Raw genomic sequence first — 12,222 nt, 5'->3', positions numbered from 1 at the left:
CCGCGCGTTGCGATACCCCGGGCAATCCTTTTGGTCGCTTTATTTTCCCCGTCTTTCTCAGCAGCAGAAATATTAAGTAGCACTTCCATCGACATCGCTAAAGTCCTGCCCCGGCGGGCCGAAACGCTCTCATACGACGTCGTATCCCTGATAAGAGAGTCCCCTGAAAATGTCCCTTCGCAGCCTGTCCATCGCCCGCCGTGCGGGTCTGGGTTTCGCCTTGATTGCTTTGCTGGTGGCCCTACTGGGTTTTTTTGCGCTATCGAACATGGCAAGTATCCGCGCCAACGCGGTGCAGGTTGAAAGTGGGCTGGTGCCCAAGATGCGGCTGGTGGCGGATATTCGCGAAATCATGTTGCGCATTCGTACGATCTCTTTGCGCATGGCGTTGGACCCGAACCCCGCCAGCCTTGCGCAGTACCGCAGCCAGATGGACACCCGTAGCCAGGACCTGACGAAAAGGTTGGCCGAGCTTGATGCGGTCATCGACACCCCTGAAGTGCGCTCGCTCTATGACCAGTTTCAGGTGTCGCTGCGCCTGTACCAGCAAGGTCTGGCACAGTCCTTCATCCTTGCCGATAAGCAGCAGGGCGCCGAGCTTAACAAGCTGCTGCTGGTGGACATGAAAACCGTGGTTGATGGTTCCGGTGCGCAACTCAATGCCCTGGCTGACTACTACAACGCACAGATCAATCAGCAGGGTCAGGAGGCGGAATCGCAATACAGCCGTTCGCGCACCATGGTGGTCGGCTTCGTGCTGCTGGCCGCCTTGAGTACGGTGGCGCTGGCGTGGTTATTGACTCGCAGCATTGTCGGTCCGTTGGGCCATGCGGTGCGGGCCGCCGAAAACGTTGCCCACGGTGATCTGACTCAAACGGTAGACGTGACCGGCGATGACGAAGTAACCCGCTTGCTCGTGGCGCTCAAGACCATGCAGTCCAATCTGCGCGGGACCCTGCAACTGATCCGCCAGTCTGCAGGGCAGATGGCGTCATCCGCCACCGACCTGAATGGCATCACCGATCAAAGCAGCCGCAGCCTGCAAAAGCAGACCGCTGAAATTGAACAGGCCGCCACCGCTGTGAACGAGATGACCTCGGCGGCGGATGAGGTGGCGCGCAATGCCGTTTCCACCTCCGAGTCCACTCGCCTCTCTAATGAAACGGCGCGCGAAGGCCAGCATCGTGTCGGCGAAACCGTCAGCGCCATCCAGGCCCTGAGTTCTAACATTGGTGAAACGTCGACGCTGGTGCAGAATCTCGCCGAGCAATCGCGCGATATCGGCAAGGTACTCGACGTGATTCGCTCCATTGCCGAACAGACCAACCTGCTGGCTCTCAATGCGGCTATTGAGGCTGCGCGGGCCGGCGAGTCCGGGCGTGGCTTTGCGGTCGTGGCTGATGAAGTGCGCGCATTGGCGCACCGTACCCAGCAATCAACCCTGGAAATCGATCAAATGGTGACCGCGATGCGCTCGGGGTCTGACCATGCACTCACATCAATGCAATCGAGTACCCAGCGTGCCACCGATACCTTGGCCTTGGCTGAGGGCGCGGGTGGTGCATTGAGCCAGATCACCGACTCTATCGACCAGATTCACCAGCGCAACCTTGTCATTGCCAGTGCCGCAGAGGAGCAGGCGCAGGTGGCCAAGGAAGTTGATCGCAACATCGTCAACATCCGCGACTTGTCCGCTCAGTCCGCTTCCGGCGCCGGGCAGATTAATGGATCGAGCCGAGAGCTGGCGCAGTTGGCCGTCGCGCTGAACGAGGCGGTGGCACGTTTTCAGCTGTAGTGGGACTAGGGTTAAGGCGTGAGTGAATCGGACTGCAGTTCCAACACCCGATCTCTTCCGCCTTCGGCCACTAAATAGGCACCCGGACCGGTCCGCACAATCGATTGCGGCGCCTTCAGGAACGACAAAATTGTCTGCTGGTGCCCTTGCTTATCGATCAGTAACAGGCGCGCCCGATGAGTCGAGTCTTCATTGATCCACAGCCCACGCTCATCGCACATCAAAAACGTCGGCTTGTTCAGGTTGCTCAATACCACCGGATCGCTGCCGTCCTGAGTGAGTTCGCGCACCACGCCTTTTTTCTTCTCGGTGTAGAGCATCCGCCCGTCAGTACAACGCACGATGGACTCGCCTTCCTGCAGTTGGTCGCGTACTACGGTCAGGGTCTGGTCGCTCCAGCGATAACGCAGCAATCGCCCGACGGGTTTGCGGTCTTCGATGGCATAGAGATCGTCGCCGTCATCCCACAGGCCTTGCACGTTCTCGCCTTTGAACAGTTCGGTGACGACGCCGTCCTTGAAGAAACTCACGGGCAGGTCGGCCGATTCCTGGCTGAACACCCAGCCGCCGCGGGTGGCGAACAGGCCGTCGGGTTTGGACAGGCTGGCCACCACCACGTCGCGGCTGCCGTCGGGGTGGATGCGTACAATGCTGCCTTTGGCCTTGTCGAGTTCCTGGCTGACCATCAGCGAGCCGTCCGCCAGGGGCATCAGTGAGGCGGCCTTGGGGACGTCGCGGTGCACCACTTGGACACTCCACCCCTTGGCGGCACTGACGGGGTAGTAACTCTGCCAGGCAAAAAAGCCCAGGGTTGCCACGCACAGCAGGCCTGCTGCGCGCATGCCAAATCGGAGCGCCGGGTATTTTTTTGGAGCGTTGGTCATCGAGAGTTGCCAGCCGTCGGGGGGGAAGATCGTCGACCACCCTACCAAGCTTGTCGCTGAACTTCACGCGTGGGAAACCCGTTGCCCCGTTTACTGGTGCCTAGTCCTGCTCCCCCACGCCCTGTCTGATTTTTTCCAGCAACTCATCGATATGAAAGGGCTTGGTGAGCAGGTCCATGCGTTCGCCCAGGAAGTTCTGGCGGTTGGCCGCATTCTCGGCGTAGCCGGTCATGAACAGAATCGGCAGGTTGGGATGCAGGGCGCGCGCGTGGTCGGCCAACTCCCGACCGGTCATGTAGGGCAGGCCGACATCCGTCAGCAGCAGATGGATGCTCGGGTCGGCCTGCAGAATGGCGATTGCTTCGTCACCGTCAGCGGCCAGGCTGCAGCGGTAGCCGGCGTCCATCAGGACCTCGGCGACAAAACTGCGGACCGAGGGCATGTCTTCGACGATCAGTATATGTTCACCCTTGCTGTTACCTGGCACTGCCACGGTCTTGGTGGCAAGGGTGGCAGGGCCGTCGGCGGCGGGGAGCATGAGGGTCACCTCGGTGCCCTGGCGGGTGACGCTGCGGATCTGCGCATCACCGCCGGACTGGCGGGCAAAGCCATAGATGGTCGACAGACCCAGGCCGGTGCCCTGGCCCAGGGGCTTGGTGGTGAAGAATGGGTCGAACACCTTATCGATCACGCTGTGCTCGATGCCCACACCGTTGTCCCGTACCGACAGTGCAACGTACGGGCCGTCTTCCAGCTTGAGGTGGCCGTTGGAGTACGATGGGTAAGTCGTCACCCAGATAATCCCGCCCTGGGGCAGTGCATCCCGCGCGTTGATCACCAGGTTCAGTACCGCACTTTCCAGTTGGATCGGGTCCACCAGCGCCACGGCGGGGTTGCTGGTCAACTCCAGCTTCAGGGCAATGTGTTCGCCGATGGTGCGCACCAGCAGTTCTTCCAGGGAGCGGATGTGTGCGTTGATATCGGTCGGCCGGGTGTCCAGTGGCTGCTGGCGGGCGAAGGCGAGCAGGCGGTTGGTCAGGCCGGCGGCGCTAAGGGCTGAACTGAGCGCCGCGTCGGCATAACCCAGGACCTTGTCGGTGCGCTGGCTTTCGATGCGCTTCTTGATCAGTTCCAGGCTGGTGATGATGCCCGTCAGCAGGTTGTTGAAGTCGTGGGCGATACCGCCGGTGAGCTTGCCCAGGGCATCCATTTTCTGGGCCTGGAGCAGTTGCGCCTCCGTACGTGCAAGCTGGGTGGCGGCGTTGGCCAGTTCGGCCTGCTGGTGACGTTCACGATGGCGGTGTTCGGTCACGTCCTCGACAAACACCAGGCTCAGCTCGGCGCGGTCATAGGGCGAAATCTGCCATTCGGTTTCGCGCAGTTGGCCATCGACCTTCATCTGCAGCGTGCCCTTCCAGCGCTCGCCTGCCGCGAGGCGCAAGCACAGCTCCTGGATAACGCTATATTGATCGCTGGCGAAGCATTCGAGCAGGGCGTCCGGGTTGAGGTTGTCGTGGATCAGTTGGGCGAAGGCGTGGTTGCACTCGTGAACCTTCAACTGCGCGTCCATCACCGCAATCGGTGCGCTGATATTGAAGAAGATTTCCCGAAAGCGCGCCTCGCTTTCGCGCAGGGCGTATTCGGTGTCGCGTACCCGCAGCAAGGTGCGCAAGGTCGCCAGCAGGACCTCGGGGTCTACCGGGTGGATCAGGTAGGCATCGGCACCTGCGTCCAGGCCGGTGATGATGTCGCCGGTCTCGATGGACGCCGCCGAAACGTGCACCACCGGCAGCAACGCCGTGGCCGGGTTGGCGCGCAAACCGCGCACGATATCGAAGCCGCTCATGTCGGGCAGGTTGACGTCCAGGATCAGTGCGTCGATCTTGCCCCTTGCGATCAGGTCGAGTCCTTCCTGGCCCGTGCCGGCTTCCAGTACCCGGTAGTGATGACGCTCAAGACGTCGGCGCAGGGCGTAGCGCGTGGCGGCGTTGTCGTCGACGATCAGCAGCTGGATGTCACGTTTCATCGACGGTCTCGCTGGCGATGGAAAAGGGAATGATCACAAAAAACAGCGAGCCCACCCCAGGTGTGCTTTCCACGCCCACCCGGCCACCGAGCAGTTCGGCGAAACGCTTGCACAAGGACAGCCCCAGGCCGGTGCCGCGCAGACGTTTTTGCAAGGGCGAATCGATCTGGGAAAAGTCTTCGAACAGGTTGCTGTGCAATTCGGCTGGTATACCCAGGCCGGTGTCCTGCACCGCAAAGCGTATCTCGTGTTCATTCTCCATGCGCGCCGACACCCGCACTTCGCCCTGCGTGGTGAACTTCAGCGCGTTGGAGATAAAGTTGCGCAGGATCTGCGCCAGTTTCTTGTCATCGGTGTAGAGCTTGGGCAAGCCGGACGGCTCTTCGAAGATCAGGTCCACCGAGGACGCATCGACAATCGGCCGGAACATGCCGCGCAATGCCGAGAACAGGTCGAACATGTCGAACCAGGCCGGGGAAATGCTGATACGCCCGGCCTCGATCTTGGCCAGGTCCAACAGGTCATCGACCATCTCGCGCAGTTCGCGGGCCGAGTTGCGAATGAAGCCGACCTGGGTGTGCTGTTCCTCGCTCAACGGGCCATCCAGCTCATCGGCCAGCAGGCTGGTGATGCTCAGGATCGAGCCCAGCGGTGTGCGGAACTCATGGCTCATGTAGGACAGGAAGCGGCTTTTGAGGTCCGATGCCTGGCGCAGTTGATCGGCCTGGGTGTCCAGTTCGGCATACAGCGCGAGCACGCCTTGGTTGGTTTCGTCCAACTCGGCACGCAAGGCGTCCGCCTCCAGGCGAAGGCGTTCGATTTCAGCGGCGAGCGCGGCAGGGGTGTCAGCCATCAATGGCCTCCAGGGCAATCACGAAGACCGTGACGTCATCCCGGCCGCGACAGAAGTCACGGTGCAGGACGGCGGCGATCAGGGCAGGGTGGCGGTGGACGAGCCCGGGGTAGTCCGAAAGGTTCCAGCGTGATTGCAGGCCGTCGCTGTACAGGATCAGCAACTGGCCGCCGACTTGAGCGTAGTCGAAGGCATGCGCCTTGCGAAACTGCACGCCGACGATCCCAGGGTGCGAAGCCAGTCCCCGGGACTTGCCAGGCCCGATCAGGCTGGCGCCAATATTGCCCACGCCGGTAAACCTCAGGTGATCGGCCTCGGCATCGTACTGCGCCACGGCAAGGGCGCCGCCGCGAGTGCCGTTCATGGCAATGTGCAGATCGTTCATCAGCACCGTCGAATCCAGGAAGGCATCCTGGGCAAATACCACTTCTCCTGCCCGCGCGGCGTGCTCGGCATATTCTCCATGGCCGAGTCCATCGGCCACCATCACACTGAAACGACCGGGTTCGATTGCCAGGTGCCAGGCATCCCCGCAGTGCGGGTCGTCATGCAGTGAGTGCTGGCTGACCCCGTAGCGAATGTCTTTTGCAACCGAACCGCGCGGATACAGCCTGGCCAGGATCGCCGTGCCGCGTTGATCGGCGTAGGCATCGAATACCTGGGCCAGGCGCGAAATTGCGCCCAGGCCAATGCCTTGGGTACCTCCGGTGGAGTAGCCGTCCACCAGGCAGCTGTTCAGGTCGAAGCCGTGGCCACGGTCGATGGCGACCAGTTCGAGGCCACCATTGCCGGTGGTGCGCAGGTGCAGTTGGCCGTGCTCGGCATGCTTGAGGATATTGCTGGCCAGTTCAGTGGCCACCAGGGCCACGCGCCCGGCATCGGTGTCGTCGAAGCCCAACTGCTCGGCGAGCTGCTGCGCCGTGCGACGGGCATGACCGATCTGGCTGGTGTCCTCAATCAGCAGTACATGCGTCAGGGCGCTGGGGATGTTCAGGCCCATCGGGTGATCGTCACGCGGGTGCCCTGGCCTGGCGCGGTCTCCAGTTCAAATTCATCCACCAGGCGCTTGGCTCCGGTAAGCCCCAGGCCCAGGCCGCTGCCGGAGGTCCAGCCGTCGGTCATTGCCAGCTTGAGATCGGGAATGCCCGGCCCTTCATCACGAAAGGTCAGGCGCACGCCGGGTCGATGGTCTTTTTCCACCACCGCCCAATCCATGTAGCCGCCCTTGCCATAGACCACCGTGTTGCGCGCCAGCTCGCTGACCGCCGTGACCAGCTTGGTCAGGTCGATCAGGCGCATGCCGCAGTCCTGGGCCAGTTTGCGTACGAGTTGTCGAGCCAGCACGACGTCCTGTTCGATCAGCACCGGGTGGGTGCCATTGCTGGCTTGGGTCATGAGTGTTCTACCCGGTCACGCAGCAGTTTCATGCCGCGCTCGACATTCAACGCCGTCGCCACGCCAGGCAGGGTCATGCCCAGTTCCACCAGCGTAATGGCTACGGCGGGTTGCATGCCGACCAAGACCGTCTGGGCGTCCATGATGCGTGACAGGCCGGAGATGGTGCCGATCATGCGTCCGATGAACGAGTCGACCATGTCCAGCGCCGAAATATCGATTAGCACACCGCGGGCGGAGGTACGGCTGATGCGCTCGGACAAGTCGTCCTGCAAGGTCAGCGCGAGTTGGTCGTGCATGTCCACCTGGATGGTCACGAGCAAGAACTCGCCCATCTGCAAAATAGGGATGCGTTCCATGCTTAAACGGCCTTGGTGACGGTGACGCCCAGGCGTTTGAGGGAGAGTGCCAGCGCGTCGGCCAGGTTGGCCTTGGTCACCACGCCTTGCAGGTCAAGGCCCAGGTGCACGATGGTCTGCGCGATTTGCGGGCGTACGCCGCTGATGATGCAATCGGCGCCCATGAGGCGGATGGCCGTGACGGTTTTCAGCAGGTGTTGGGCCACCAGGGTGTCGACGGTTGGCACGCCGGTAATGTCGATGATCGCGATTTCCGCGCCGGTGTCGACGATGCGTTGCAGCAGCGACTCCATCACCACCTGGGTGCGTTGCGAATCCAGGGTACCGATCATCGGCAGGGCCAGGACGCCGTCCCACAGCTTGACCACCGGGGTGGACAGCTCCAGCAACTCTTCCTGCTGACGCTTGATCACCGACTCCCGGGATTTCTGGAAGGTGCGGATGGTGTGCATGCCCAGGGCATCGAGCAGTTCGGAGATCTTCAGCAGTTGTTCGGCCAGTTGTGCCGGTTGGTCGGCGTATTCTCGCTGCAGCAGGACGAACAGCGGGCCTTTGAGGGCGAAGATAAAGCTGGCGGTCTGTTGCGAGTCCTGGCCGACGAGGGCGCGACTGTGGGACAACTTTTCCAGGAATACGCGGGTTTCTGCCCAGTTGTCATGGTCGGTGTTCTGCGAGTTGCCTTGTTGCAGGGCTGTCGTCAGCAGGTTCAGGAACTCCTGGGTTTGCTGTTTGACGTCATCGCCTTTGATGTTGCGCGTCGCCCCTGAGGTATCGAGGCTGGCATTCCATTCAGCAAGGAGGGCGCTGCGATTGTCCTGCAGGGCCTGGATTGTGTTCGTTTGCAGAGTTGCCACGGGGAACCTCCTTGAATGCCATCGATGGGAATCGCGCAATTTATACTAAAACGAACTGTTTAGAATTGTTTCCGGTGGAATCGTTCATTAGTGGCACTGCGACATTAATCGGCGGTGGACCCCTCTTGCTGTGACAGCACGGCGTAATCCTGGCCGCCGTAGAAAATTCCCAGAATCGACACCCTCCGCGCACGTGCATCCACCCTGAATGCGATGACGGTGGAATGCCGATAATGCGTAATGCGTAGGCCAGGCAGCACGTCGTCCCGGCGGGTGCCACGTAAAGGAAACATGGTCAGGTTTTCGCAGCAGGTCACGAGGTTGTCGACGAAGCGTGCGGCGACCAGCGGCGAGCCGGTATCGCTGATGTAGTCTTCAAGGGCGTCAAGTTGGGTCAGTGCCTCGGGCGAAAAGGTCACTGAATACTTCACGTTCTATCGTGGCCTTTGCGCTGGCGTTTGGTGGCCAGGTGCTCACGAACCTGCTCGGCCGATAACGCCCGGCCGGGGTTGGCATCGAGCGCCACGGCGGCGGGGATAACCTGGTCGCGCAGCCAGTCATCCATGGCGCGATCCCGTGCCAGCAAGGCCCGCAGGCCGTCGCGGATCACTTCGCTTTCGGTGGCGTATTCACCGGCAGCGACCTTGGCCTTGACCAAGGCAGCCATTTCGATGGGCAAGGTAATGCTCATTTGCTGGGTTGAGCGCATTTGGACGTCCGCCAGGGGTGAGTAGGATTCAATCCTACTTGACCATTGGCGTGATGCAAGGAGCATCTGGTCAAAGCCGATATCCGGCGTCTCGTCGTCCATCCAGAAGTGATAGGTTTCCATGAGTGAGTCCATCTCCCGTTGTGTAGGTCAGGCCGCAAGTATTGACCCATTTCAACGATTGCGTGGTCGCGGGCAGCCAATAACCCGCTGATATGTATGACTTCATATTTGTAGCAGGGTTATTACGGCAAACCGGTCCTGGCACACATGGCGCCCCACCCGCTCCCATACGATAATGCCCACCCCCTCGACCACTCTGGCCTCACTCCCGTGATCATCAACTTCGACCTCAACGACCTCCAGGCCTTCCGCGCTGTGGTAGACAAGGGCAGTTTCCGTGGCGCCGCCGAGGCCATCCGCATCTCGCAACCGGCCCTCAGCCGACGCATCGAAAAGCTCGAAACCGCCCTCGATGTAAAACTGTTCGAACGCACCACCCGGCGCGTCAGCCTGACCATGGTCGGCCGCGCCTTCCTGCCGCAGGTGGAGCGCATGCTCGATGACCTCGACGTGGCGCTGATGGGCATCAGCAACGTCGCGTCCACGCGCATGGGCAATGTCACCATCGCCTGTGTGCCGTCCACCGCCTACTACTTCATGCCCCACGTGATCTCCGAGTTCCACAAGCTGTACCCGAAGATTCGCCTGTGCGTACTGGATGCCAGTGCCGGCGAAGTGTGCAATGCGGTGGAGAGTGGCGAGGCGGATTTCGGCGTGAGTTTCAGCGGCAGCCTGGCCGATGAGGTGGAGTTCGAGCTGTTGCTGCAGGAGCGCTACGTGCTGGCCTGTCGTCGTGACCACCCGCTGGCCCAGCGCGACAGCGTGGCCTGGGCCGAAGCCTTTGAGCATGATTACATCACGCTCGACAAAACCTCCGGCAACCGCTCCCTGCTTGACCAGGCCTTGCGCGGCGTGCGGGTGAAAAAGCCGAGTATCTGCGAAACGCATCACGTGACCACCATGATCGGGCTGGTGGAGGCGGGGCTGGGGGTGGCGATGGTGCCGTCGATTGCGATGCCGGCGGTCGAGCATCCGATTCTGGTGAGCGTGCCGCTGGTGGAGCCGCAGGTGATGCGCAACGTGGGCTTGATAAAACGCCGCGGGCGGACTTTGCCGCCAGCGGCGCTGGAGTTGGAGCGGTTGGTGCGGGAGATGCCGTTCCGGTCAGCGTGACACCGAATCCAGCCCGGTGGATTGCACCACCGGTTGCACCTCGGGCGAGGCCAGGAATTGCAACAACGCCTTGGCCTGCTCCGGATGTTCGGCGTTGACCGGTATGCCCGCCGCAAAGCGTGTCACCGATTGCACGTCTTCCGGGATCTTGCCGACGTAGGTCACACCGGGCACCGGCAACAATTCCGCGACCTGCTGCAAGCCCACTTCGTAGTCACCCTTGGCCACCTGCTCGGCCACCGGCAGGCGTTCGATCATGGTGCCTTTGGCGGGCATGCCGAGCTTCTTGAACAGCTCTTTCTCGACATACACACCGCTGGCGCTGTCCGAATAGGCCACCGATTTGGCCTTGCTCAGGGCGGCTTTCAATTCGGCATCGGTGCCGATGGCCGGTTTGACGGCGCCGGCCTTCACCACCAGGCCGATGCGCGAGTCTGCCAGCTCCACGCGGGAGGCCGGGTCGACCTTGCCCTGCTTGATCAAGTCGTCCAGAGCGTAGCCGACCATGATCACCACGTCGGCGTGTTCGCCTCGGGCCAGGCGGTTGGGAATCGCTTCCGGCGCCTTGCCCATCGACGGGCCAAGGATAGTGTCCAGGGTATCGCCGCTGTGCTTGGCGTATTGCGGGCCGAGCAACTTATAAGCGGCAGTGAAGCCACCCGACGTCATCACCTTGAGCTGTTCGGCCTGGGCCGACAGCGCCAGGGCGCCGAGGGCCAGGGCCGCCAGGGTCTTGAACAGCGGCTTCATCACGCGGCCCCCTGCATCACCTGGCCACGGGTATTGGCGCGACGGTACAGCGCCAGGGTCGAGCACAGCGCGCACAGGGCGGCGAACATCATCCAGTAGGCCGGCGAGGCCTTGTCTTCGGTGATGTGAATGAACCAGGTGGAGATCGCCGGGGTGAAACCGCCGAAGATCGCGGTCGCCAGGCTATAGGCCAGGGAGAAGCCCGCCACGCGCACTTCCACCGGCATGATTTCGGTGAGTGCCGGGATCATGGCGCCGTTGTACATACCGTAGAGGAACGAGAACCACAGCAGGGTTTCCAGCATGTGGGCGAAGCTCGGTGCGTTCACCACGTAGGACAGTGCTGGGTAGGCCGTGAGAACGGTCATCGCGGTCATGGCGATCAGCACTGGCTTGCGGCCGAAACGATCGCTCAACGTACCGCCGATCGGCAGCCAGACAAAGTTCGACACCGCCACCAGCAGGGTCACCAGCAGCGCATCGGACGTGCTCAGTTGCAGCACGGTCTTGCCGAAAGTCGGCGCGTACACGGTGATCAGGTAGAACGCGGTAGTGGTCATGGCCACCATCAGCATGCCGCCGATGACCACGGTCCAGTTTTTCACCAGGGTCGCCATCACTTCACGCATGGTCGGGCGATGTTTGCGGTTGGCGAATTCTTCGGTTTCCTGCAGGTTGCGGCGCAGCACGAAGATGAACGGGATGATCACGCAGCCGATGGCGAACGGAATGCGCCAGCCCCAGTCGGCAACCACCGAGGGTTCCATCCACACATTCAGGCCATAACCCAGCGCAGCGGCGACCACGATGGAGATCTGTTGGCTACCCGATTGCCAGCTGGTGTAGAAGCCTTTGCGGCCTGGGGTGGCCATTTCAGACAGGTACACCGATACGCCGCCCAGTTCCGCACCAGCCGAGAAGCCTTGCAGTAAACGACCGAGCAGCACCAGCAGCGGTGCCCACAGGCCGATGGTGTGATAGCCGGGCACCAGCACGATCAGCAGCGTGCCGCTGGCCATGATCGACAAGGTCACGATCAGCCCTTTGCGGCGCCCGACGTCATCGATATAGGCACCCAGAATGATCGCGCCCAACGGACGCATCAGGAAGCCTGCGCCGAACACGGCGAAGGTCATCATTAATGACGCAAATTCATTAGCGGCAGGGAAGAACGCGGCAGCGATGTAGGTGGCATAGAAACCGAACAGGAAGAAGTCGAACTGTTCGAGGAAGTTGCCCGAAGTAACGCGGAATACCGCACCCACTTTCGAGGGGGCAGAATCGGGACGGGTAGAGCTAGTCATGGTTTTATGTCTCCAGCGTTCTTTTAAAGTGCTTGTTTCGCTTAAGACCTAGCATAG

The 12,222-nt window shown here is 61.5% G+C and carries 13 protein-coding genes and 1 pseudogene; 3 read left to right on the top strand and 11 right to left on the bottom strand.

From position 1 onward, the window contains the following. Positions 1-169 precede the first annotated feature (169 nt). Together NL123_RS22990 and NL123_RS22985 are read left to right on the top strand one after the other, a co-directional pair. Positions 170-889: pseudogene (locus NL123_RS22990) on the top strand (MCP four helix bundle domain-containing protein); the annotation flags it as partial. 42 nt (positions 890-931) lie between these two features. Further along, positions 932-1,795: a methyl-accepting chemotaxis protein gene (locus NL123_RS22985; protein WP_494358336.1), complete on the top strand. Its 864-nt coding sequence runs from the start codon at positions 932-934 to the stop codon at positions 1,793-1,795. A gap of 11 nt (positions 1,796-1,806) precedes the next feature. Here NL123_RS22985 and NL123_RS22980 read toward each other — a convergent pair whose 3' ends face one another. The 9 genes from NL123_RS22980 to NL123_RS22940 all read right to left on the bottom strand — a co-directional run bounded on the left by NL123_RS22980 (position 1,807) and on the right by NL123_RS22940 (position 8,998). Beyond that, positions 1,807-2,679, bottom strand: a complete 873-nt coding sequence (locus tag NL123_RS22980; RefSeq protein WP_494356424.1) for an SMP-30/gluconolactonase/LRE family protein — start codon at positions 2,677-2,679, stop codon at positions 1,807-1,809. A 100-nt stretch (positions 2,680-2,779) separates the two neighbouring features. Beyond that, positions 2,780-4,705 (bottom strand): response regulator, encoded by a 1,926-nt coding sequence (locus NL123_RS22975; protein WP_494356423.1) that lies wholly within the window; start codon positions 4,703-4,705, stop codon positions 2,780-2,782. Next, the gene (locus NL123_RS22970; protein WP_248486910.1) at positions 4,695-5,558 is read right to left on the bottom strand and encodes a sensor histidine kinase; all 864 of its coding nucleotides are present in this window, start codon (positions 5,556-5,558) and stop codon (positions 4,695-4,697) included. The genes NL123_RS22975 and NL123_RS22970 overlap by 11 nt, the downstream gene beginning before the upstream one ends. After that, entirely contained in the window at positions 5,551-6,558 is a 1,008-nt protein-coding gene (locus NL123_RS22965; RefSeq protein ID WP_494356422.1) for an ATP-binding protein, read from the bottom strand. Before NL123_RS22965 ends, NL123_RS22970 begins: the two co-directional genes overlap by 8 nt. Further along, positions 6,549-6,953, bottom strand: a complete 405-nt coding sequence (locus tag NL123_RS22960; RefSeq protein WP_248486912.1) for an ATP-binding protein — start codon at positions 6,951-6,953, stop codon at positions 6,549-6,551. The genes NL123_RS22965 and NL123_RS22960 overlap by 10 nt, the downstream gene beginning before the upstream one ends. Next, a complete protein-coding gene (locus NL123_RS22955; RefSeq protein WP_017254285.1) occupies positions 6,950-7,312 on the bottom strand; it encodes an STAS domain-containing protein in 363 nt (120 codons plus the stop codon). Before NL123_RS22955 ends, NL123_RS22960 begins: the two co-directional genes overlap by 4 nt. Positions 7,313-7,314: 2 nt before the next feature. After that, positions 7,315-8,166: an STAS domain-containing protein gene (locus NL123_RS22950; RefSeq protein ID WP_248486914.1), complete on the bottom strand. Its 852-nt coding sequence runs from the start codon at positions 8,164-8,166 to the stop codon at positions 7,315-7,317. A gap of 104 nt (positions 8,167-8,270) precedes the next feature. Next, positions 8,271-8,597, bottom strand: a complete 327-nt coding sequence (locus NL123_RS22945; RefSeq protein ID WP_494356421.1) for a type II toxin-antitoxin system RelE/ParE family toxin — start codon at positions 8,595-8,597, stop codon at positions 8,271-8,273. Then, positions 8,594-8,998: a ribbon-helix-helix domain-containing protein gene (locus tag NL123_RS22940; RefSeq protein ID WP_248486916.1), complete on the bottom strand. Its 405-nt coding sequence runs from the start codon at positions 8,996-8,998 to the stop codon at positions 8,594-8,596. The genes NL123_RS22945 and NL123_RS22940 overlap by 4 nt, the downstream gene beginning before the upstream one ends. 210 nt (positions 8,999-9,208) lie before the next feature. Between NL123_RS22940 and NL123_RS22935 the strand changes: the two genes are divergently transcribed. After that, positions 9,209-10,111 (top strand): LysR family transcriptional regulator, encoded by a 903-nt coding sequence (locus tag NL123_RS22935; RefSeq protein ID WP_494356420.1) that lies wholly within the window; start codon positions 9,209-9,211, stop codon positions 10,109-10,111. On the opposite strand, the gene NL123_RS22930 is transcribed toward NL123_RS22935, so the two are convergent. Both NL123_RS22930 and NL123_RS22925 read right to left on the bottom strand, forming a co-directional pair. Beyond that, positions 10,103-10,861 carry a substrate-binding domain-containing protein gene (locus tag NL123_RS22930; RefSeq protein WP_248486920.1) on the bottom strand — a complete coding sequence of 253 codons (759 nt, stop codon included), beginning with the start codon at positions 10,859-10,861 and terminating at the stop codon, positions 10,103-10,105. The two genes, NL123_RS22935 and NL123_RS22930, sit on opposite strands and share 9 nt — an antisense overlap. After that, positions 10,861-12,165 carry an MFS transporter gene (locus NL123_RS22925; RefSeq protein WP_248486922.1) on the bottom strand — a complete coding sequence of 435 codons (1,305 nt, stop codon included), beginning with the start codon at positions 12,163-12,165 and terminating at the stop codon, positions 10,861-10,863. The genes NL123_RS22930 and NL123_RS22925 overlap by 1 nt, the downstream gene beginning before the upstream one ends. Positions 12,166-12,222 lie beyond the last annotated feature (57 nt).

It is taken from the genome of Pseudomonas sp. FBCC-B1565 (assembly GCF_059133265.1).
Note: the sequence above shows the minus strand (reverse complement) of the source record. Positions and strands in the feature narration are given on the sequence as shown.